This is a genomic window from Rhizobium sp. PAMB 3182 (assembly GCF_052908355.1).
The window spans coordinates 2,926,873-2,947,482 of sequence record NZ_CM128607.1 but is presented as its reverse complement, the minus strand read 5'-3'; the positions used below and the strand labels follow the sequence as shown (position 1 = coordinate 2,947,482).

Annotated in this window: 21 protein-coding genes; 4 read left to right on the top strand and 17 right to left on the bottom strand. The window is 62.7% G+C overall.

The genetic code is table 11. The annotated features are described in order from the left end of the window. The 12 genes from odhB to sdhC form a co-directional block, all read right to left on the bottom strand. Complete coding sequence (gene odhB, locus ACU5AZ_RS14275; protein ID WP_446823012.1) at positions 1-1,218, bottom strand: 2-oxoglutarate dehydrogenase complex dihydrolipoyllysine-residue succinyltransferase; 1,218 nt, start codon at positions 1,216-1,218, stop codon at positions 1-3. 46 nt (positions 1,219-1,264) lie between these two features. Further along, positions 1,265-4,249, bottom strand: a complete 2,985-nt coding sequence (locus ACU5AZ_RS14270) for a 2-oxoglutarate dehydrogenase E1 component (protein ID WP_446823011.1) — start codon at positions 4,247-4,249, stop codon at positions 1,265-1,267. Between the two features lie 155 nt (positions 4,250-4,404). Next, positions 4,405-5,307 carry a succinate--CoA ligase subunit alpha gene (sucD, locus tag ACU5AZ_RS14265; protein WP_446823010.1) on the bottom strand — a complete coding sequence of 301 codons (903 nt, stop codon included), beginning with the start codon at positions 5,305-5,307 and terminating at the stop codon, positions 4,405-4,407. 16 nt (positions 5,308-5,323) lie between these two features. Continuing rightward, the gene (locus ACU5AZ_RS14260; protein WP_446826012.1) at positions 5,324-5,470 is read right to left on the bottom strand and encodes a QVPTGV class sortase B protein-sorting domain-containing protein; all 147 of its coding nucleotides are present in this window, start codon (positions 5,468-5,470) and stop codon (positions 5,324-5,326) included. 74 nt (positions 5,471-5,544) lie between these two features. Next, positions 5,545-6,738: an ADP-forming succinate--CoA ligase subunit beta gene (gene sucC, locus ACU5AZ_RS14255; protein WP_446823009.1), complete on the bottom strand. Its 1,194-nt coding sequence runs from the start codon at positions 6,736-6,738 to the stop codon at positions 5,545-5,547. Positions 6,739-6,771: 33 nt separating this feature from the next. Further along, on the bottom strand, positions 6,772-7,734 hold the full coding sequence (gene mdh / locus ACU5AZ_RS14250; protein WP_261928977.1) for a malate dehydrogenase: 963 nt from the start codon (positions 7,732-7,734) through the stop codon (positions 6,772-6,774). A 178-nt stretch (positions 7,735-7,912) separates the two neighbouring features. Further along, positions 7,913-9,076 carry a cell division protein ZapE gene (gene zapE, locus ACU5AZ_RS14245; protein ID WP_446823008.1) on the bottom strand — a complete coding sequence of 388 codons (1,164 nt, stop codon included), beginning with the start codon at positions 9,074-9,076 and terminating at the stop codon, positions 7,913-7,915. Positions 9,077-9,115: 39 nt separating this feature from the next. After that, a complete protein-coding gene (locus ACU5AZ_RS14240) occupies positions 9,116-9,634 on the bottom strand; it encodes a protease inhibitor Inh/omp19 family protein (protein ID WP_446823007.1) in 519 nt (172 codons plus the stop codon). Positions 9,635-9,924: 290 nt separating this feature from the next. Beyond that, a complete protein-coding gene (locus ACU5AZ_RS14235) occupies positions 9,925-10,704 on the bottom strand; it encodes a succinate dehydrogenase iron-sulfur subunit (protein ID WP_261928974.1) in 780 nt (259 codons plus the stop codon). 17 nt (positions 10,705-10,721) lie between these two features. Then, positions 10,722-12,566 carry a succinate dehydrogenase flavoprotein subunit gene (gene sdhA, locus ACU5AZ_RS14230; RefSeq protein WP_446823006.1) on the bottom strand — a complete coding sequence of 615 codons (1,845 nt, stop codon included), beginning with the start codon at positions 12,564-12,566 and terminating at the stop codon, positions 10,722-10,724. Between the two features lie 7 nt (positions 12,567-12,573). Next, entirely contained in the window at positions 12,574-12,954 is a 381-nt protein-coding gene (gene sdhD, locus ACU5AZ_RS14225; RefSeq protein WP_446823005.1) for a succinate dehydrogenase, hydrophobic membrane anchor protein, read from the bottom strand. 12 nt (positions 12,955-12,966) lie between these two features. Further along, positions 12,967-13,359 carry a succinate dehydrogenase, cytochrome b556 subunit gene (gene sdhC, locus ACU5AZ_RS14220; protein ID WP_446823004.1) on the bottom strand — a complete coding sequence of 131 codons (393 nt, stop codon included), beginning with the start codon at positions 13,357-13,359 and terminating at the stop codon, positions 12,967-12,969. 291 nt (positions 13,360-13,650) lie between these two features. Here sdhC and ACU5AZ_RS14215 point away from each other — a divergent pair, with 291 nt between their 5' ends. Beyond that, positions 13,651-14,070, top strand: a complete 420-nt coding sequence (locus tag ACU5AZ_RS14215) for a hypothetical protein (protein ID WP_446823003.1) — start codon at positions 13,651-13,653, stop codon at positions 14,068-14,070. Here ACU5AZ_RS14215 and ACU5AZ_RS14210 read toward each other — a convergent pair. The 5 genes from ACU5AZ_RS14210 to tsaD are packed head-to-tail and all read right to left on the bottom strand — an operon-like array spanning position 14,067 to position 17,537. After that, positions 14,067-14,714 carry a class I SAM-dependent methyltransferase gene (locus tag ACU5AZ_RS14210; RefSeq protein ID WP_446823002.1) on the bottom strand — a complete coding sequence of 216 codons (648 nt, stop codon included), beginning with the start codon at positions 14,712-14,714 and terminating at the stop codon, positions 14,067-14,069. The genes ACU5AZ_RS14215 and ACU5AZ_RS14210 overlap by 4 nt on opposite strands. Further along, a complete protein-coding gene (locus ACU5AZ_RS14205) occupies positions 14,715-15,143 on the bottom strand; it encodes an EVE domain-containing protein (protein ID WP_446823001.1) in 429 nt (142 codons plus the stop codon). Positions 15,144-15,149: 6 nt separating this feature from the next. Beyond that, the gene (locus ACU5AZ_RS14200; RefSeq protein ID WP_446823000.1) at positions 15,150-15,443 is read right to left on the bottom strand and encodes a YciI-like protein; all 294 of its coding nucleotides are present in this window, start codon (positions 15,441-15,443) and stop codon (positions 15,150-15,152) included. 16 nt (positions 15,444-15,459) lie between these two features. Continuing rightward, a complete protein-coding gene (locus ACU5AZ_RS14195) occupies positions 15,460-16,443 on the bottom strand; it encodes an NAD(P)H-dependent glycerol-3-phosphate dehydrogenase (protein ID WP_446822999.1) in 984 nt (327 codons plus the stop codon). Beyond that, the gene (tsaD, locus tag ACU5AZ_RS14190; RefSeq protein WP_446822998.1) at positions 16,440-17,537 is read right to left on the bottom strand and encodes a tRNA (adenosine(37)-N6)-threonylcarbamoyltransferase complex transferase subunit TsaD; all 1,098 of its coding nucleotides are present in this window, start codon (positions 17,535-17,537) and stop codon (positions 16,440-16,442) included. The genes ACU5AZ_RS14195 and tsaD overlap by 4 nt, the downstream gene beginning before the upstream one ends. Positions 17,538-17,610: 73 nt before the next feature. Here tsaD and hemC point away from each other — a divergent pair, with 73 nt between their 5' ends. From hemC to ACU5AZ_RS14175, 3 genes are all read left to right on the top strand, one after another. Next, positions 17,611-18,540, top strand: a complete 930-nt coding sequence (gene hemC / locus ACU5AZ_RS14185; protein ID WP_446822997.1) for a hydroxymethylbilane synthase — start codon at positions 17,611-17,613, stop codon at positions 18,538-18,540. A gap of 4 nt (positions 18,541-18,544) precedes the next feature. Next, positions 18,545-19,279, top strand: a complete 735-nt coding sequence (locus tag ACU5AZ_RS14180) for a uroporphyrinogen-III synthase (RefSeq protein ID WP_446822996.1) — start codon at positions 18,545-18,547, stop codon at positions 19,277-19,279. 67 nt (positions 19,280-19,346) lie between these two features. Beyond that, positions 19,347-20,609: a mitofilin family membrane protein gene (locus ACU5AZ_RS14175; protein ID WP_446822995.1), complete on the top strand. Its 1,263-nt coding sequence runs from the start codon at positions 19,347-19,349 to the stop codon at positions 20,607-20,609. Position 20,610: the final 1 nt, after the last annotated feature.

Sequence of the window (20,610 nt, the reverse complement as noted above, 5' to 3'; positions counted from 1 at the left end):
TTAGAGGTCGAGAACCAGGCGTTCCGGATCTTCCAGGCTTTCCTTCACGCGCACCAGGAAGGTCACGGCTTCCTTGCCGTCGACGATGCGGTGATCGTAGGAGAGCGCCAGATACATCATCGGACGGATGACGACCTGACCGCCGATGGCCATCGGACGTTCCTGGATCTTGTGCATGCCGAGAATGCCGGACTGCGGGGCATTGAGGATCGGCGACGACATCAGCGAACCGTAGACACCACCGTTGGAGATGGTGAACGTGCCGCCCTGCATGTCGGCCATCGACAGCTGACCGTCACGGGCAGCCTTGCCGAGGCGGCCGATTTCCTTCTCGACTTCGGCAATCGACATCTGGTCGGCATCGCGCACGACCGGAACGACGAGGCCCTTGTCCGTGCCGACGGCAACGCCGATGTGGCAGAAATTCTTGTAGATGATGTCGGTGCCGTCGATTTCGGCGTTGACCGCCGGCAGTTCCTTCAGCGCATGCGTCACGGCCTTGGTGAAGAAGCCCATGAAGCCGAGCTTCACGCCGTGCTTCTTCTCGAAGATGTCCTTGTACTTGTTGCGCATGGACATCACGGCGCTCATGTCCACCTCGTTATAGGTGGTCAGCATCGCCGCCGTGTTCTGCGCATCCTTGAGGCGCTTGGCGATCGTCTGGCGCAGGCGGGTCATCTTGACGCGTTCTTCACGCGGGGCATCGTCCACGGACGACGGCGCGCGGGCGGCCTTCGGCGCTTCGGCGGAAACCGACGGGCCCTTGGCGATGGCGGCGATCACGTCGCCCTTCAGCACCTGGCCACGCTTGCCGGAACCTTCGACCTGCTCGGCGGAGACGCCCTTCTCTGCCATCATCTTGGCAGCAGCCGGTGCCGGCGGCATGTCGCCTGCGGGAGCGGCGGCCGGAGCCGGAGCAGCGGCGGGTGCCGGCGCGGCAGCCGCCGGCTTTTCAGCCGGAGCAGCAGCAGCGGCGCCAGCGCCTTCCGAGATGTTGCCGAGCAGTGCGTTGAGCTCGACCGTCTCGCCCTCGGCAGCGACGATTTCGGACAGGACGCCCGATGCCGGAGCCGGTACTTCGATCGAAACCTTGTCGGTTTCCAGTTCGAGCAGCGGCTCGTCGGCGGTAACAGTGTCACCGACCTTCTTGAGCCAGGTGCCGACGGTTGCTTCCGAGACGGACTCGCCGAGGGTGGGAACGCGGATTTCAGTGGCCATGATTTAAATTTCCGTTGGTCAGAATTTCGTTTGGCGCAGGGGAGCATCAGCCCCCGAGCGCGTCCTCCAGGAAAGCTTCCAGCTGCGCCAGGTGCTTCGACATCAGGCCCGTTGCCGTCGAGGCCGAGGCCGGGCGGCCCGTATAGCGCACGCGCTGATACTTGGCGTCGATGTGGGCGAGCACCCATTCCAGATACGGGTCGATGAACGCCCAGGCGCCCATGTTCTTCGGCTCTTCCTGGCACCAGACCATTTCCGCGTTGCGGAAGCGCGACAGCTCGTTGATGAGCGCCTTGGCCGGGAACGGATAGAGCTGTTCGACGCGCAGCAGGTAGATGTCGTCGATACCGCGCTTTTCACGCTCTTCGAGAAGGTCGTAGTAGACCTTGCCCGTGCAGAGCACGACGCGACGAATCTTGTTGTCCTTCTGCAGCTTGATCGGGCCGTTCTTGATGACCTCCGCATCGTCCCACAGCAGGCGGTGGAACGAGGATTCGCCGGCCAGTTCCGACAGCGACGAGACCGCACGCTTGTGGCGCAGCAGAGACTTCGGCGTCATCAGGATCAACGGCTTGCGGAAATCGCGCTTCACCTGCCGGCGCAGGATATGGAAGTAGTTGGCCGGCGTGGTGCAGTTGGCGACCTGCATGTTGTCTTCGGCGCACATTTGCAGCCAGCGCTCGAGGCGGGCCGAGGAGTGTTCCGGACCCTGGCCTTCATAGCCATGCGGCAGAAGGCAGACGAGGCCGGACATACGCAGCCACTTGCGTTCGCCTGACGAGATGAACTGGTCGAAGATGACCTGTGCACCGTTGGCGAAGTCGCCGAACTGGGCTTCCCAGAGGGTAAGCGCATTCGGACGGGCCAGCGAATAGCCGTATTCGAAACCGAGCACTGCTTCTTCCGAGAGCATCGAGTTGATGACCTCGTAGCGGCCCTGCCCGCCGCCGACATGGGCGAGCGGAATGTAGCGTTCCTCGGTCTGCTGATCGTAGAGCACGGTATGGCGCTGCGAGAACGTGCCGCGCTCGACGTCCTGACCGGACAGACGGACGGCGGTGCCTTCCTGGCAGAGCGAACCGAATGCGAGTGCCTCGCCCATGGCCCAGTCGATGCCTTCACCGGTCTGGATCATCTCGGCGCGATTGTCCATGAAGCGCTTGATGGTGCGGTGGACGTTGAAGCCTTCCGGAACTTCGGACAGCTTCTTGCCGATTTCCTTCAGCGTCTTCATCGGCACGGCGGTCTTGCCACGGCGCTGCTCGTCTGCATTGTCGGCAGCCCGAAGGCCCGACCATGCACCGTCCAGCCAGTCGGCCTTGTTCGGCTTGTAGGACTGGCCGGCCTCGAATTCCTGTTCCAGACGGGCACGCCAGTCGGCCTTCATCTTTTCCAGTTCGCCTTCGCTCAGCAGACCTTCGCGCACCAGGCGCTCGCCATAGAGCTGGACGACCGTCTTGTGCGAGCGGATGACCTTGTACATCTTCGGCTGGGTGAAGGACGGCTCGTCGCCTTCATTGTGGCCGAAGCGGCGGTAGCAGAACATGTCGATGACGACCGGCTTGTGGAACTTCATCCGGAATTCGGTCGCGATCTTGGCAGCGTAGACGACGGCTTCCGGGTCGTCGCCGTTGACGTGGAATATCGGCGCTTCGATCATCTTGGCCACGTCGGACGGATAGGGCGAGGACCGCGAGAAATGCGGGTTCGTCGTAAAGCCGATCTGGTTGTTGATGATGAAGTGGACCGTGCCGGCGACGCGATGGCCGCGCAGACCGGAAAGGCCGAGGATTTCGGCAACCACGCCCTGGCCAGCGAATGCGGCATCACCGTGCAGCAGGAGCGGCATGACCTTGGCACGCTCCTTCAGCGGAATGACATCGTTGTCCCAGTTCTTCGCCTTCAGGTCCTGCTTGGCGCGGGCCTTGCCCATGACGACCGGATTGACGATTTCCAGGTGCGACGGGTTTGCCGTCAGTGACAGGTGCACGTTGTTGCCGTCGAACTCGCGGTCGGAGGACGCGCCGAGGTGATACTTCACGTCGCCGGAACCTTCGACATCGTCCGGGGCATAGGAGCCGCCCTTAAACTCGTGGAAGATCGCCCGGTGCGGCTTGGCCATCACCTGCGACAGCACGTTGAGGCGGCCGCGGTGGGCCATGCCGAGAACGATTTCCTCGAGACCCATCTGGCCGCCGCGCTTGATGATCTGCTCGAGCGCCGGGATCAGCGCTTCACCACCATCGAGGCCGAAGCGCTTGGTGCCCTTGTACTTGACATCGATGAACTGTTCGAAGCCTTCGGCCTCGATCAGCTTCTGAAGGATAGCCTTCTTGCCGTTCGGCGTGAATTCGACGCCCTTGTCCGGGCCCTCGATGCGTTCCTGGATCCAGGACTTCATTTCCGGATCGGAGATGTGCATGAACTCGACGCCGAGCGTCGAACAATAGGTGCGCTTCAGGATCGCCAGCATCTCGCGGATGGTGGCGTATTCCAGGCCGAGCACCTTGTCGATGAAGATCGGACGGTCGTAGTCCGCTTCGGTGAAACCGTAGGATTCCGGCGCCAGTTCCTTGAAATCCTCGACGGCCGCGGCAATGCCGAGCGGATCCAGCTTGGCATGCAGGTGGCCGCGCATGCGGTAGGCGCGGATCATCATGATGGCGCGAACGGAATCGCGCGTTGCCTGCAGCACGTCGGTGCCGCCAGCCGGCTTGCCTGCGGCTTCCGCCTTGGCCTTGAGCTTTCCTTCAACGGCCTTCTCGACCGTGGCCCAGTCGCCGTCGAGCGCATTGACCAGGTCGCCGTTGGCGGCGATCGGCCAGTTCTTGCGCTTCCAGGACGCGCCCTGGGCGGCCTTCTTCACATCGTCCGGATTGTCTTCCAGTGCCTTGAAAAACGCCTGCCATTCCGGAGACACCGATGCCGGGTCATCCTCGTAGCGCGCGTAGAGCTGCTCGATATAGGCAGCGTTCTGGCCATCCAGGAAGGATGTGATCTGAAACTGTTCGTTGGCTTCTTGTCTTGCCATGGGTATTTGCAGACCCGCGGGCCTGCCTCCTTGTCAGGGCTTTTCTCGTCACCCAGGTTTCTCGTCGGCATTTCAAACGGCCCGACTTGCCGCCGCCGGGATAAACCGGAACCATGAGGGGAAAATGTGGCCCTCCCCTCATGGAATTTCAAATGTCAGCCCTTGAGGACTTCGACCAGCGTCTTGCCGAGGCGGGCCGGCGACGGGGAGACGCGGATGCCGGCCGATTCCATGGCCGCGATCTTGTCTTCCGCACCGCCCTTGCCGCCGGAAATGACGGCGCCGGCGTGGCCCATCGTACGGCCGGGAGGAGCCGTGCGGCCGGCGATGAAGCCAACCATCGGCTTCTTGCGGCCGCGCTTGGCTTCGTCCTTGAGGAACTGTGCCGCATCTTCTTCCGCGGAGCCGCCGATTTCGCCGATCATGATGATCGACTTCGTCTCGTCGTCTGCCAGGAACATTTCCAGCATGTCGATGAATTCGGTGCCCTTGACCGGGTCACCGCCGATGCCGACAGCCGTCGTCTGGCCGAGGCCTTCGTTCGAGGTCTGGAACACGGCTTCATAGGTCAGCGTGCCGGAGCGCGACAGGACGCCGACCGAGCCCTTCTTGAAGATGGAACCCGGCATGATGCCGATCTTGCACTCTTCCGGCGTCAGGACGCCCGGGCAGTTCGGCCCGATCAGGCGCGACTTGGACTTGTCGAGCTTCGCCTTGACGTTGACCATGTCTTCGACCGGGATGCCTTCGGTGATGCAGACGATCAGCGGGATTTCGGCTTCGATCGCTTCGATGATCGCCGCACCAGCGCCTGCCGGCGGAACGTAGATCACGGATGCGTTCGCGCCGGTTGCTTCCTTGCCTTCGGCGACGGAGGCGAAGATCGGCAGGGTTTCACCCTTCGAGCCGGCCCAGTTGCTGCCGCCCTTGGAGGGATGGATACCGCCGACCATCTTGGTACCGTAATAGGCAAGCGCCTGCTCGGTGTGGAAGGTACCGGTCTTGCCGGTGAGGCCCTGCACGAGGACCTTGGTGTCTTTGTTTACGAGAATGGACATTCTTAAATCCCGATCTCTAACTTGAGTGTTTGCGGCGCGTCATCCAAAGGAGAGCAACACCACCAATTAAAACGATGCCAAGAGCGACGAACGGAGCCAGAGGCAAGCATAACGAAAATGCCAATGATGATGAATTCTCGTAGAAACCATCACACCAATTCACCTCTTCTCGCCACCACAACCAGCAAGCGGAGAGAGCGATCAAGACAACAAAGATGACCGCTCTCTTTCTCAATCTCAGGCCTTTACAGCTGCGACGATCTTCTGGGCTGCGTCATCCAGGTCGTCTGCCGGAATGACATTGAGGCCGCTTTCGGAAATGATCTTCTTGCCAAGCTCGACATTGGTGCCTTCGAGGCGCACGACGAGCGGGACCTGCAGACCGACTTCCTTGACCGCTGCGAGAACGCCTTCGGCAATAACATCGCACTTCATGATGCCGCCGAAGATGTTGACGAGAATGCCCTTCACTGCCGGATCGGCCGTGATGATCTTGAATGCTGCGGTGACCTTCTCCTTGGAAGCGCCGCCGCCAACATCGAGGAAGTTCGCCGGCTCGGCGCCGTAGAGCTTGATGATGTCCATGGTCGCCATGGCGAGACCGGCGCCGTTGACCATGCAGCCGATGTTGCCGTCGAGGGCGACATAGGCGAGGTCATACTTCGAAGCCTCGATTTCCTTCTCGTCTTCTTCCGTGATGTCACGCAGTTCGACGACTTCCGGATGACGGAACAGCGCATTGCCGTCGAACGACACCTTGGCGTCGAGGACGCGCATGCGGCCGTTGGTCATGACGATCAGCGGATTGACCTCGAGCAGGCTCATGTCCTTTTCGACGAAGGCCTTGTAGAGGATCGGGAAGAGCTTCAGCGCATCTTCGCGGGCAGCGCCTTCGAGCTTCAGCGCGTCGGCGAGCGCGTTTGCGTTGTCGGCAGTGACACCGGCTTCCGGATCGATCGCTACGGTGACGATCTTCTCGGGGGTTTCTTCCGCAACGGTTTCGATGTCCATGCCGCCTTCGGTCGAAACGACAAAGGCAACCTGGCCGACGGAACGGTCGACGAGGATCGAGAGGTAAAGCTCACGGTCGATGTCGGCGCCGTCTTCGATGTAGAGACGGTTGACCTGCTTGCCGGCCGCGCCGGTCTGCTTGGTCACGAGCGTGTTGCCGAGCATTTCCTTGACGTTGGTGACAACGTCTTCGATCGACTTGGCGAGACGAACGCCGCCCTTGGCGTCGGGGCCGAGTTCCTTGAACTTGCCCTTGCCGCGGCCGCCGGCGTGGATCTGGCTCTTGACCACGTAAAGCGGTCCCGGCAGCTTCTTGGCTGCGGCTTCGGCTTCGTCAGCCGAGAAGATGGCCACACCTTCCGCGACCGGCGCGCCGTAGCTCTTCAGAAGAGCCTTGGCCTGATATTCGTGAATATTCATTCGTATATCCCTGCTTTGATAAGGTTCAGGTGATTACTTGAGTGCCGGAGCGATGTTGATGCAGGCCTCGCAGAGACCGGCAACCGCGCCGACGGACTTGTCGAACGCTTCCTTTTCGGAAGAGTTCAGATCGATTTCGATGACGCGCTCGACGCCGCCGGCGCCAATCACGGTCGGAACGCCGACATACATATCCTTCACGCCGTACTGGCCGGCGAGATAGGCGGCGCAAGGCAGGACGCGCTTCTTGTCCTTCAGGTAGGATTCAGCCATCACGATCGCGGAAGCGGCCGGGGCGTAATAGGCCGAGCCGGTCTTCAGCAGGCCGACGATTTCGGCGCCGCCGTCACGGGTGCGCTGGATGATTTCTTCGAGGCGCTCCTTCGTGCACCAGCCCATCTTCACGAGGTCGGTGAGCGGAATGCCGGCAACCGTGGAGTAACGGGCGAGCGGCACCATGCTGTCGCCGTGGCCGCCGAGAACGAAGGCGGTGACATCTTCAACGGAAACGTCGAATTCCTGTGCGAGGAACAGGCGGAAGCGCGAGCTGTCCAGAACGCCGGCCATGCCGACGACCATGTTCTTCGGCAGGCCGGAGAACTTCTGCAGCGCCCAGACCATGGCGTCGAGAGGGTTGGTGATGCAGATGACGAAGGCGTTCGGGGCATACTTCTTGATGCCGGCGCCGACCTGCTCCATGACCTTGAGGTTGATGCCGAGAAGATCGTCGCGGCTCATGCCCGGCTTGCGCGGCACGCCGGCGGTAACGATGCAGACATCCGCACCTTCGATGGCCGAGTAATCGCTGGCGCCCGTCAGCTTGGCGTCGAAGCCGTCGACCGGCGAGGACTGGGCGATGTCGAGACCCTTGCCCTGCGGAATGCCGTCGGCAATGTCGAACAGGACGACGTCGCCCAGTTCTTTCATGCTGGCCAGATGCGCCAGCGTACCACCAATCATACCGGAACCAATAAGTGCGATTTTCTTGCGGGCCATGAAGTGCTCCCTTTGCGCTTTAAGAACGGACCGACACCTGGATGTGCCTCCATTATCGGGCTTTCGCATAGCCCTAAAGCGTAAATATGGCAACCGATTAATTTTGGCTGAGGAATTTCAATCGTTTAGATACTAAAATTCTTACGTAAACGTAAGATAATTTCGCACCATTTCAGCATCAGCCGGCATGGGCTTCCCGGCTGGCTTCCAGATATTCCTGGCTCCGCATCTCGAACAGGCGCGAGATCGTGCGGTCGAATTCAAAGCCCTCGGTGCCACGCCTTTCGGTCAGAAGCTCCTCCGGCCAAGTGGCCGCGGATGCGATCAGACGCACCTTGCGATCATAAAGAGCGTCGACAAGGATAATCAATCTCTTGATCTCGTTGCGACGATCTGCCCCCATTTGTGGAATGTGATCGACAAAGACGGTGCTGTATTTCTCGGTAATCGCCAGATAGTCGGACGCCCCCAGCGGCTTGCTGCAGAGATCGGCAAAGCTGAACCGCGCCATCCGCCCCACGGCCTGCGGCACCGCGATCGAACGCCCCTTCAGCTCGATCGTTTCCGCCGAAGGCTTCCGCCCCTCGGCATAGGCATTCCAGGTCGCGTTCATCGCCGCATCCGTGCGGTCGTCGAGCGGCGTCATGTAGACGGGCAGGCTGTTCAGCTTCTCCATGCGGTAGTCGTTGGGAGAATCCAGCGACACGATGCCCACATACTCTTTCAGCAGTGTGACAAAGGGCAGGAACAGGCCGCGATTGAGGCCGTCCTTGTAAAGATTGTCCGGCTCGACATTCGACGTCGCCACCAGCACGCAGCCGCGCGAGAAGAGTTCCGTGAACAAACGGCCAAGGATCATCGCATCGGCGATATCGGTGACCGTGAACTCGTCGAAGCAGAGAAGCTCCGCCTCGGCGAAAAGGTCAGCGGCGACCGGCGGCACCGGATCGGCCTGGCTCGTCTCGCCGTTCTTCAGCTTCTGTCGATGCGCATGGATGCGGGTGTGAACGTCACCCATGAACTCGTGGAAATGCGCGCGCCGCTTGCGCTTCACCGGCGCCATCTCGAAGAACATGTCCATCAGCATGGTCTTGCCGCGCCCGACGCTGCCATGGACGTAGAGGCCCTTGACCGCCTCTTTCTTCTTGCCTTTGCGGGCGGCAAACAGCCAGCCGAGCGCGCTGGTCTTCGCCGCGTGCCGGTGCTCCTTGAGGTCGGTCAGGACGCGGTCGAGGCGGGCGGCCACCGCCATCTGTGCCGGATCCGGCTTCAGTTCGCCGGATGCGGCCAAGGCCTTCAGCTTTTCGCTGACGCTGATGTTGTAGTCTGGCGCAGGCTGCATGGATCGCCCGTATGCCGCCGCAGGACGCGGCGGATCCTGTTAGCGGCTGAGGCTGAAGGGCTGACCGGCAGCCGTGGTGCCGTCGAAGCGGGTGTCGGCCGTCTTGTAGAGCGTGCCGATCACGTTGCCGTCGCGGTCCTTGACCGAGATCTGCTTGCCGCTGACTTCCCAGGAAGCCATCGTGGTGAGCGGGCCAAGGCAGCCGCGCGTACCGCCGCGCAGGCCGGAGCCGAGATTGGTGAGCGTCAGGAACATGTCGCAGGTCACGCCGGAATTGGAAACCTTCCAGCTGCCGACCATGGATTCCTTCGTGACATCCAGCGCATTGGCAGCCATGGCGGGATTACCGGCGGGCGGCATGCCGTTCTGCATCGTCTGGTCGCCCGGCACCTGCGTTCCGTTCGGCGGCGGCAACTGGCCGGACTGGACGGACGGCACCGGTTGGGCCTGAAGCGGCGGCAAGGTCGACGACGGTTGCTGGTCGTAATAGGACGTACGCTGGCATCCCGAGAGTGCCAGAGCGATCATTACACCGGCCGCCGCAAATCTGAACTGCATCGCCAAACTCCTTGCTTGCCCTTGACGGGCTTGTCTTCCCTAGAGGTTGCCCGAATTATCGTGAAAGATGGGGATGAATCAAGGCAAGCACCGGCGAATTCACGGCAAAGGGACAAAGGGCCCGCCTTTTTTGCCGTTTGGCCGCAAAGCAGCCGCAGGCGTCCCCGGATATGATCGTCTCGGGCTGGACGGGCACGGGCAATTGCCGAATCGCACCTGAACCTAGATGCAAAAAAAGAGGGCCGCGGTTTGCACGCGGCCCGTCTTCAAACGATCTGCAAAGCGCGACGTCAGACGCGGCGCTCGACCATCATCTTCTTGATCTCGGCGATCGCCTTGGCCGGATTCAGACCCTTGGGGCAGGCTTGCGCGCAGTTCATGATGGTGTGGCAGCGATAGAGGCGGAACGGATCCTCGAGATCGTCGAGGCGTTCGCCGGTCGCTTCGTCACGGCTGTCGATCAGCCAGCGATAGGCCTGCAGGAGGACGGCCGGACCGAGGTAGCGGTCGCCGTTCCACCAGTAACTCGGACAGGACGTCGAGCAGCAGGCACAGAGAATGCACTCGTAAAGCCCGTCGAGCTTCAGGCGATCCTCGTGGCTCTGCTTCCATTCCTTGGCCGGGGGCGGCGAAACCGTCTTCAGCCACGGTTCGATCGAGCGGTGCTGGGCGTAGAAGTTGTTGAGGTCCGGCACCAGATCCTTCACCACCGGCATATGCGGCAGCGGGTAGATCTTCACGGCCCCCTTGATGTCGTCCATGCCCTTGGTGCAGGCGAGCGTGTTCGTGCCGTCGATGTTCATCGCGCACGATCCGCAGATGCCTTCGCGACAGGAACGACGCAGCGTCAGCGTCGGGTCGATGTTGTTCTTGATGTAGAGCAGACCGTCGAGCACCATCGGTCCGCAATTGTCGAGATCGATGTAGTAGGTGTCGATCGACGGGTTCTTGCCGTCGTCCGGATTCCAGCGGTAGACGCGATATTCGCGAACGTTCGTCGCGCCTTCCGGCTTCGGCCAGGTCTTGCCTTCGCCGACCTGCGAATTCTTGGGGAGAGCGAGTTCAACCATGGTTCAGATCTCCTCAATCAATAAACGCGAGCCTTGGGCTCGATCTTGTGCGGATCGATGCCGTCGGCCAGAAGTTCGGTGTGAACCGGGCGATAGTCGAGCTTGACGTCGCCGGCTTCGTTGACCCAGGCCAGCGTGTGCTTGCGCCAGTTGACGTCGTCGCGGCCGCCGAACGGACCGTCGACATAGTCTTCGCGGGCATGCGAGCCGCGGCTTTCCTTGCGGGCTTCGGCGCCGTAAACCGTGGTGATCGCGTTCGCCATCAGGTTATGCAGCTCCAGCGTTTCGACCAGATCGGAGTTCCAGATCAGCGAACGGTCGGTGACCTTGATGTCCTGCAGGTCGCCCTTCCAGATTTCCGAAATGCGGCGGCAACCCGATTCCAGTGCTTCCTGCGTACGGAACACGGCGGCGTCTTCCTGCATGGCGCGCTGCATCTTGTCGCGAACGACGGCCGTCGGCGCCGAGCCGGAGGCATGACGCAGGCTGTCGAAGCGGTCCATGATCTTGTCACAGGCCGCCGTGTTGAGGGCGGGGATCGGCGCTGCCCGGTCGATGATCTGGCCGGCGCGGATCGCTGCCGCACGGCCGAAGACCACGAGGTCGATCAGCGAGTTGGAACCGAGGCGGTTTGCGCCGTGAACGGAGGCGCAGCCGGCTTCGCCAACGGCCATCAGGCCAGGAGCGATGCGTTCCGGATTGGAGCCGTCGGCGTTCAGCACTTCGCCCCAGTAATTGGTCGGGATGCCGCCCATGTTGTAATGCACGGTCGGCAGGACCGGTATCGGCTCGCGGGTCACGTCGACGCCGGCGAAGATCTTCGCGCTTTCGGAGATGCCCGGCAGGCGTTCGTGCAGAACGGCGGGATCCAGGTGGTCCAGATGCAGGAAGATGTGATCCTTGTTCTTGCCGACGCCGCGGCCTTCACGGATTTCCATCGTCATGCAGCGCGAAACGACGTCGCGTGATGCAAGATCCTTTGCCGACGGCGCATAGCGCTCCATGAAGCGCTCGCCTTCGGAGTTGACGAGGTAACCGCCCTCGCCGCGTGCGCCTTCGGTGATGAGACAGCCGGCGCCGTAGATGCCGGTCGGGTGGAACTGAACGAATTCCATGTCCTGAAGCGGCAGGCCGGCGCGGGCGATCATGCCGCCGCCATCACCCGTGCAGGTGTGGGCCGAGGTCGCCGAGAAATAGGCGCGACCGTAACCGCCGGTCGCCAGAACGACCATCTTGGCGGAGAAGCGGTGGATCGTGCCGTCGTCGAGGTTCCAGGCAACGACGCCCGTGCAGCGGCCATCGTCGGACATGATCAGGTCGAGCGCGAAATACTCGATGAAGAACTCGGCATTGTTTCTGAGCGACTGGCCGTAAAGCGTATGCAGGATGGCGTGGCCGGTACGGTCGGCAGCGGCACAGGTGCGCTGCACCGGCGGGCCTTCGCCGTAATTCTGCATGTGCCCGCCGAACGGACGCTGGTAGATCTTGCCTTCCTCGTTGCGCGAGAACGGCACGCCGTAATGCTCGAGCTCATAGACCGCCTTCGGCGCTTCCATGGCGAGATACTGCATGGCGTCGACGTCGCCGAGCCAGTCGGAACCCTTGACGGTGTCGTAGAGGTGCCACTGCCAGCAGTCCGGTGTCATGTTCTGCAGCGAGGCAGCAATGCCGCCCTGGGCGGCAACGGTGTGCGAGCGGGTCGGGAAGACCTTGGTGATGCAGGCCGTCTTGAAACCCTGCTCGGCCATGCCGAGCGTGGCGCGCAGACCAGCGCCGCCGGCGCCGACGACGATCACGTCATAGGCGTGATCGACATAAGTGTAAGCCTTGCCATTCCGGGCGGGTGAACTGTTTTCAGCCATAACGCGGTTATCCTACGAATGCGATCTTCAGAATGGCGAAGAGACAGAGCGCGCCAATCAGAACCGCAAAGAATGTGTTGAGCATCAGAAGGGCGAGCTTCATCTTTTCGCCATGCACGTAATCTTCGATGATCACCTGCATGCCGAGCTTCATGTGGATGATGCCGGAAATGATGACCAGCGCCATGACCACCGCGACGACCGGGTTGGCGAGCGCGCTCACCACCGTGGCGTAGTCCGCGCCGTTATAGGCGATCAGGAAGAAGATGAAGAACAGGAGCAGGGGCACGTTGGCGACGGCCGTCAGCCGCTGGCGCCAGAAATGTTCCGTACCGTCTTTCGCGGATCCGAGCCCGCGCACCTTGCCGAGTGGCGTACGCATGTCCATGAGCTTACTCCCTTACCGCACGATGTAGCCGACGATCCAGATGAGGATGGTCAGACAGATGGAGGCAACGATCGTCGCCTTGGCGAGTTTGGTGGAAAAATGCTTCTCGAAGCCGTAGCCGAGGTCCCACATGAAATGGCGAAGGCCGCCGAGCATGTGATGAACCAGCGCCCAGGTGTAGCCGAAGAGGATCAGGCGGCCGATGAAGGAGCCGTAGATTGCATTGACCCAATCGAAATAGGCCTGGCCGGACGCCGCAGCGATCAGCCACCATGCGACGAGTATCGTGCCGAAATAGAGCGCGCCACCGGTGATGCGGTGAACGATCGACATGATCATGGTCGGGATTGGCTTGTAAATCTGCAGATGCGGCGACAGCGGCCGGTTGTTTGTCACATTCGCCATCGTGTCCTCATAAGGCGTTGGACGTGGCTTTAAGCACGTCTTTCCATCAAACGCACAACAATTGTGCATCGAATGTGCGTTGCACCAATTCCCTCGTTTAATAGCCGATTTACGTCGCGGCAAGTGCTGAGGACGACCAATTCGGCATTTAATCGATTATTTAAATCTGGGCGGCAGGGCCGCTGCGGCAAGGGACCGGCGAAAGCGCCGCCATAGGGCCGGCCATTGCCTTTCAGCGGCTTCGCGATTAATCTTTCATTAACTTTTGTACCGAGTCAGAAAGAGGCCGCCATGATAGCGCGCATCGCCAAGTCACTCTCCCTCGCAACATTGATCCTTGCCGCCTGCGGGCTTGCCATGACGGCAGCCGCCGGAGATTTCTCCCGTCACCGTCATTACGGCGACCGCGGCTGGGATCGCGATCAAGACCGCCACGACCGTGACAGGTATGACCGCGGCGACATAGGCTTCGACAACCCGCCCTTTATCGGCCCGAATGTTCCAATCCACATCAAGGGCAACGGCACCTATGCCGGCAGCATCTCGGTCGTCAGCTATCGCGGCAACGGCACCTACGCCTATCTTTCGCGCAGCGGACCGGGCGTCCAGACGATCGCGCCGCCACCGACGGCCAAGATCATCCATGTCTCACCGGACGTGGCTGCCGCCAATTGCTCCATGGAAGCAGGCGTCTGCGTCATCCGCCCCTAGTCGCCGAACCGCCAGACGACCGTGCGCTTGACCTCGCTGTCTTCCAGCGCACGGGTGACCGGCACTTCATAGACCTGAAGCGACGTCAGCCGATCCCGGGGGCAGTAAGCCCGCCCCGGATCGCCGGCAATGACGGCAATACCCGACGCGGACAGTCGTTCGAACCAGGGAATGATGGCCGCGGCAAAGGCCTGGTCGTAGAAGACGTCTCCCGCCAGCAGAAGGTCTGCTTCGATATCCTGTCCGATGATGTCGGCTTTCGTGAACTCGAGCGTCACGCCGTTTGCCTCGGCATTCAGTGCGACCGCCGTCTCCACCCACGGATCGATATCGACCGCCAGCACGCTTGCGGCTCCCGCCATGCGCGCCGCGATCGCCACCAGACCTGAGCCGGTGGCGAAGTCGACGACGCGCTTGCCTCTGACGGTCTCGGGGTGGTCGAGAATATAGCGGGCAAGCCCCTGCCCGCCGGCCCAGGCGAAGGCCCAGAACGGCGGCGGCAGACCGATCTCCTGCAGCTCCTCCTCCGTCTTCAGCCACAGATCATGCGCCTCGTCCGCCAGATGCAGCCGGATTTCCGGCACATGCGGCGGCGCCATGACCGCGGTATTGTCCAGAATGAAGGCGCGCGGATCAGTACGCATTCAGCGCGGCGGATTGTCCAGCCCGCCCATGCGGCAGACTTCCAGATATTCGTCTTCCGTCACCGGCTGCACCGACAGGCGCATGGAGGTCACGAGCGACATTTCCCCAAGCTTCGGATTGGCCTTCACGTCCTTCAGGCTGACCGGCTTCGGAACATCCTGAACGGCACGGATATCGACGCATTCCCAGCGTGGATCGTCCGTCGTCGAATCGGGATGGGCCAGCGCGCAGACCTCGGCAATGCCGACGACTTCGAGCCCTTCATTGGAGTGATAGAAGAAGCCCTTGTCCCCGATCTTCATGGCCCGCATGTTGTTGCGCGCCTGGTAGTTGCGCACGCCGTCCCACTGCTCGCCCTTGTCGCCCTTGGCCTTCAGCATCTCCCAGGAGAACTTGAACGGTTCGGATTTGAACAGCCAGTATGCCATGACGCCTCACGCCTCCGGATTGTTGAAGACCCAGTTATAGGGCTTGATCTCGACGCTTTCGAACAGACCCGCCTTCGCATAGGGGTCGGCGGCGGAGATCTCGGCGGCGGCGGCCTTGTCGGCGGCCTCGACGATCACCAGGCTGCCGCACGGCTTGCCGTCCTCGCCGAGGAACGGGCCGGCGATCTTCAGCACGCCCTTTTCATTCAACCCGTTGAGCCAGGCCAGGTGTTCCGGCCGGGTGTCCATGCGGACATTCAGGTGTCCCGGCTTGTCGGTGCAGAGAAAGGCAAACAGCATGTCTTGTCCTCGAAGTTTATTCGGTGGTGATGGGCCGCGTCATCAATTGCTCGATGGCGGCGGGAATATCGAGACGGCCGTCGATGATGGCCGCGACGGCTTCGGTGATCGGCATGTCGACGGAAAGCTCGCGCGACAGCCGCGAAGCCACCGATGCAGCGAACGCGCCTTCGACCAGTGTTCCATGGCCGGCATCCGCCATGTCGCCACGCCCGAGCGCAATGCCGTAACGCAGGTTGCGCGACTGGTGCGACGTCGCCGTCAGCACCAGATCGCCGAGGCCGGAGAGACCGCGCACCGTGCCGGCCTCGCCGCCCTTGGCGGCGACCAGTCGCGACATTTCCGCAAGTCCGCGCGAGATCAGCGCCGCGCGGGCGGAATCGCCGAGCCCGGCGCCTTCCACGATGCCGCAGGCGATCGCCAGCACGTTCTTCAATGCGCCGCCAAGCTGGACGCCGATCCGGTCGGACGCCGGATAGAGGCGGAAGGTCCGGCTCGAAAGGGCGACCGCGATCCGTTCCGCCGTCTCCATGCGGGCGGCGGCCAGCGCCATCGCCGTCGGCAATCCCTTGGCGATATCGGCGGCAAAACCCGGACCGGACAGAACGGCGATCTCCTGATCCGGCAGTTCCTCTTCCAGTACATCGGTCAGCAGATCGCCCGTATGCCGGTCGATGCCTTTGGCGCAGGTGACGACCGTTGCGGCGTGGGAAATGTTGAACCGGTAGAAGCGCGCGGCCTCGCGCTGCGCCTGCGACGGCATCGCAAACAGCACGATCTTTGCGTCGTGAATGACGTCGGGATCGGAGGAAAGCTCCAGATTGTCCGGCAGGGGAATGCCTGGCAGCGATTTCTCATGGATGCGGGAAGACGCCAGCGAACGCATCAGCGATGCGTCGCGACCGACGAGGGTGACCTTAGCCCTGCCCTTCTGCGCCGCGACGGCGGCAAGCGCGGTGCCGAATGCGCCGGCGCCGATGACGGCAATCGTTTCGCTCATGCTTTCGCTCCCCGTTTGCCATGGCCGATCAGCGTCTCGGCATCCGCGTCCAGTGGCCAGCGCGACCGCGGCTGAACGTCGAGCTGATCAGGCACGAAGCCTGCCGCCATCCGCTCCAGTCCTGCCCAGGCGATCATTGCGGCGTTGTCGGTGCACAGCCGGTGCGGTGGCGCGATGAAACGGAAACCGTGTTCGCCGCAAAGCGCAAGCAGCGTCTCCCGCAGAGCTTTGTTTGCCGCAACGCCACCGGCAACCACGAGCGCCGGCGTGTCAGAAAGCCCGTGCATGGTTTCCTTGAAGCGCATGAGACCACGGCCGATGCGATCCTTCAGCGTGCGGGAAACCGCCTGCTGGAACGAGGCGCAGATATCGGCGATGTCCTGGTCGGACAGCGGCGCGATTTCGGTGGCGGCCTGGCGTACGGCGGTCTTCAAGCCGGAGAACGAGAAATCGAGCCGCGCCTCACCCACCAGCGGCCGCGGCAGGGAGAAGCGCTTCGGATCGCCGGTTTCGGCCGCCTTCTCGACGGCAGGGCCGCCCGGATAAGGCAGCCCCAGGAGCTTCGCCGTCTTGTCGAAGGCCTCGCCCAGCGCATCATCTATGGTCGTTCCCCAGCGCTCGTAATCGCCGACGCCGCGCACCAGCACGAGCTGTGTGTGGCCTCCGGAAACGAGCAGCATCAGGTAGGGAAACGACAGGCCGTCGGTCAACCGCGCCGTGAGCGCGTGTCCTTCCAGGTGATTGACCGCATATAACGGCTTGCGTGCCGCCATGGCGATCGCCTTGCCGGTCATCAGCCCGACAATGAGCCCGCCAATCAGTCCGGGACCGGAGGTAGCCGCGACAGCGTCGATGCCCCTGAGCGTGACGCCTGCCTGCCGCAGCGCCTCCTCGACCAGCGTGTCCATCGCCTCGACATGGGCGCGGGCAGCTATTTCCGGAACGACGCCGCCATAGGCCGAGTGCTCTTCCAGCTGGCTCAGCACGACGTCCGACAGGATCTCGCCCCTGCCGTCGGGATGGCGCAGAACCACCGCGGCAGCGGTCTCGTCGCAGCTCGATTCGATCCCGAGAATGCACAAGGGGTCCGTCATTTGGTCCGTTCGTTGATTGCGGTTTCATGCAAACATGGTTACGAAGCCTTCCGGTAACAACGGATCAGTGCGGATGCAAACAAAACCTTTCCGGATCGGCACGCGCGGCAGCCCGCTGGCGCTCGCACAGGCTCACGAGACCCGCGACCGGCTGATGGCTGCCCATGGCCTGACCGAAGACATGTTCGAGATCGTCGTGCTGTCGACCCAAGGCGACCGGGTGCAGGACCGGGCGCTGGCCGAGATCGGCGGCAAGGGGCTTTTCACCTACGAACTGGAAGAGCAGCTTGCCGACGGCCGGCTCGATTTTGCCGTGCATTCGTCGAAGGACATGCCGACGGTTCTGCCGAGCGGCCTCTACATCTCCGCCTACCTGCCGCGCGAAGATATCCGCGACGCGTTCATCGGCCGCACCGCGCCGACGCTCATGGAACTGCCGCACGGCGCGACCATCGGCTCGTCGTCGCTGCGCCGCCAGGCGCTGATACGCCGGCTGCGTCCGGATATCTCCGTCGTCATCTTCCGCGGCGCGGTCGAGACCCGTCTGCGCAAGCTCGCCGAAGGCCAGGTCGACGCGACCCTGCTTGCCTATGCCGGCCTGAAGCGGCTCGGCAAGACGGACGTGCCGACGGCCCTGCTCGACCCGAAGGATTTCCCGCCGGCGCCGGCGCAGGGTGCGATCTGCATCGAAAGCCGCATCGGCGACGAGCGCACCGACGAGCTGCTGTCCGCCATCAATGACGGCCCGACATTCGACGCCGTGACGCTCGAGCGCGCCTTTCTAGCGACGCTCGACGGCTCCTGCCGCACGCCGATTGCCGGCTACACCGAATTCGACGGCGACCGGCTGAAGTTCTCCGGCACGATCCTGTCCCCGGACGGCACAAAGGTTCACGAGGTCACGATCGACGGCCAACGTGGCGATGCGCTGGCGCTGGGCGCCAGGGCGGGCGAAATCATCCGCGCCAAGGCCGGCCCCGGTTTCTTCGAAGGCTGGAGCTGAGCCGATGCGGGTGGTCGTCACCCGTCCGGCCACCTCCGCCGAAGGCTCGGCGGCACGGCTTCGCGCCCTTGGCCACGAGCCCGTGTTTCTGCCGCTGACCCTGGCCGTCCACGAAGCCATCGATTGGAACGATATCCTTTGCGCCGAACCGGCGGCATTGGCCTCAACCAGCGCGGAAGCGATCCGTGCACTATCCGCCGCCGCGCCAATCCCCGAAAGCCTCCTTTCGATCCCGCTTTTCAGCGTCGGCCCGGCAACGTCGGCCGCGGCCAGGCAAGCCGGCTTCACCAAAATCATCGGGTCGCAGGGCAGCGGTCGTGAGCTCGCCATCCGGATCGAGCAAGAATGCCCGCCGACCTCGATCGATAATCCGCTCGTCTATCTTGCCGGAACGCCGAGGGCATCCGGGCTCGAGGCCGGGTTGGCCGAACACGGGATCGCCTTTCGCACCGTCGACGTCTACCGCATGGAAGACATCGCCTACGATCCGGCGACCGTTCGCCGCGCGCTCTTCGATCCGCCGGCCGATGTGGTTCTTCTCTACTCGCGTGCCAATGCCGAGCGCCTTCTCGCGCTGCCGCTTGATCCGGATGATCGCGAAGGGCTGCAATCGCTGCGGTTTGCCTGCCTCAGCCCCAATATCGCCGAAGCGCTGCCCGACACTCTGCGGGAAAGGGTCGCAATTGCGACAAACCCCGATGAAGACACGCTTTTTCGCCTCCTGGAGAAGCAAATGTGATCAAGGGCCTTTTCATGGCCCGAGTCACTGACTAGTTTCTTTGCACTGCAAGAATGAAGAGGTAGTCATGGATCCGGAAAAGCCGGCACGCCGTTCCCGTCCCAAGAAGGACCCGGTAACGATCGATCTCGAAGCGGAGAAGGCGACGGAAGAGACGGCGTCTGCCGAAACATCCGAGCCGACAGCCGACAGGGTGCCGGAGGAGCCGCAGTCCGGCGCACCGGAAGCATTTGCCGCTGAAAAGCCGAGCGAAACCAAGACGGATGACCCGGCACCGGAGCCAACCTACACGGACGAGGCGGCCCGCGAGGCCATCGAGGAACCGCCGACCGAGGGGCCTAAGCCAATCGAGCCGGTGCATGCGGCGCCGAGCCGCGGCGGCGCTGGTCTGCTTGCAGCCGGCATCGTCGGTGGCGTCGTCGCGCTGGCGTTGGCCGGCTCCATGCAATATGCCGGCTACCTGCCCTCTGCCTCCAAGCCGACCGCATCGAGCGAACCGTCCTTCGATGCAAGCGGGCTGGAAACCGAGATCGCCAGCCTGAAGAGCCAGATTGCCGACCTGAAGGCCGCTCCGGCCGGCGGTACCGCCGATCCGCAGCTTGAAACGCGCATTGCCGCCCTCGAACAGGCCCAGCAGAACGCCGGCAGCGCGCAGCCATTCGACAGCTCCGCCCTCGAAAGCCAGATCGCCGGTCTCAACGATACGGTCGCGGCGTTGAAATCGGAACTCGCCAGGACGGCCGAGGCCCAGACCGAAACGACGCAGGAAATCACCGACCGTCTGGCGACCGCGGAAAAGAAGATCGACGAACCCCGCAAGGATGTCAGCATGGCGCGCGCCGTCGCGGCCGCGACCCTGAAGACAGCAATCGACCGCGGCGGTCCGTTTCAGGCGGAACTTGCGACGCTCGAGGGCGTTGCCCCGGATAGCCAGCCCGTCAAGGACCTCGCGCCCTATGCCGCTATCGGCGTTCCCTCGCGCTCGGATCTCGCCCGGCAGTTCTCGCCGGTCGCCGACCGGATCATCGAGGCGGTCAACCAGCCAGCCGGCGACGAGAGCCTGACCGACCGGCTGCTGTCGAGCGCCAAGTCGCTGATCAAGGTCCGCCCCGTCGGCATGGTCGAAGGCGACAGCGTCGAGGCGATCGTCGCGCGGATGGAGGAAAAGCTGAAGAACGGCGACCTGAAGGGTGCGGCGATCGAATGGGAAAGCCTTCCGGACGCCGGCAAGCAGGCCTCAAGCGATTTCAAGGATACGCTCGACAAGCGCATCAAGGTCGAAGAACTCGCCGAAAGCATCATGACAAGTGCTGTAGCGGGCACAAACTAGG

Coding starts and splice junctions, on each gene's coding strand:
- ACU5AZ_RS14240 (WP_446823007.1), bottom strand. CDS start 9,634: ATGCAGTTCAGATTTGCGGCGGCCGGTGTAATGATCGCTCTGGCACTC.
- sdhC (WP_446823004.1), bottom strand. CDS start 13,359: ATGGCGAATGTGACAAACAACCGGCCGCTGTCGCCGCATCTGCAGATT.
- ACU5AZ_RS14200 (WP_446823000.1), bottom strand. CDS start 15,443: ATGCTGTTTGCCTTTCTCTGCACCGACAAGCCGGGACACCTGAATGTC.
- ACU5AZ_RS14270 (WP_446823011.1), bottom strand. CDS start 4,249: ATGGCAAGACAAGAAGCCAACGAACAGTTTCAGATCACATCCTTCCTG.
- sdhA (WP_446823006.1), bottom strand. CDS start 12,566: ATGGCTGAAAACAGTTCACCCGCCCGGAATGGCAAGGCTTACACTTAT.
- ACU5AZ_RS14210 (WP_446823002.1), bottom strand. CDS start 14,714: ATGCGTACTGATCCGCGCGCCTTCATTCTGGACAATACCGCGGTCATG.
- ACU5AZ_RS14235 (WP_261928974.1), bottom strand. CDS start 10,704: ATGGTTGAACTCGCTCTCCCCAAGAATTCGCAGGTCGGCGAAGGCAAG.
- odhB (WP_446823012.1), bottom strand. CDS start 1,218: ATGGCCACTGAAATCCGCGTTCCCACCCTCGGCGAGTCCGTCTCGGAA.
- sdhD (WP_446823005.1), bottom strand. CDS start 12,954: ATGGACATGCGTACGCCACTCGGCAAGGTGCGCGGGCTCGGATCCGCG.
- ACU5AZ_RS14215 (WP_446823003.1), top strand. CDS start 13,651: ATGATAGCGCGCATCGCCAAGTCACTCTCCCTCGCAACATTGATCCTT.
- tsaD (WP_446822998.1), bottom strand. CDS start 17,537: ATGACGGACCCCTTGTGCATTCTCGGGATCGAATCGAGCTGCGACGAG.
- ACU5AZ_RS14195 (WP_446822999.1), bottom strand. CDS start 16,443: ATGAGCGAAACGATTGCCGTCATCGGCGCCGGCGCATTCGGCACCGCG.
- sucD (WP_446823010.1), bottom strand. CDS start 5,307: ATGTCCATTCTCGTAAACAAAGACACCAAGGTCCTCGTGCAGGGCCTC.
- ACU5AZ_RS14205 (WP_446823001.1), bottom strand. CDS start 15,143: ATGGCATACTGGCTGTTCAAATCCGAACCGTTCAAGTTCTCCTGGGAG.
- hemC (WP_446822997.1), top strand. CDS start 17,611: ATGCAAACAAAACCTTTCCGGATCGGCACGCGCGGCAGCCCGCTGGCG.
- ACU5AZ_RS14175 (WP_446822995.1), top strand. CDS start 19,347: ATGGATCCGGAAAAGCCGGCACGCCGTTCCCGTCCCAAGAAGGACCCG.
- ACU5AZ_RS14180 (WP_446822996.1), top strand. CDS start 18,545: ATGCGGGTGGTCGTCACCCGTCCGGCCACCTCCGCCGAAGGCTCGGCG.
- zapE (WP_446823008.1), bottom strand. CDS start 9,076: ATGCAGCCTGCGCCAGACTACAACATCAGCGTCAGCGAAAAGCTGAAG.
- mdh (WP_261928977.1), bottom strand. CDS start 7,734: ATGGCCCGCAAGAAAATCGCACTTATTGGTTCCGGTATGATTGGTGGT.
- sucC (WP_446823009.1), bottom strand. CDS start 6,738: ATGAATATTCACGAATATCAGGCCAAGGCTCTTCTGAAGAGCTACGGC.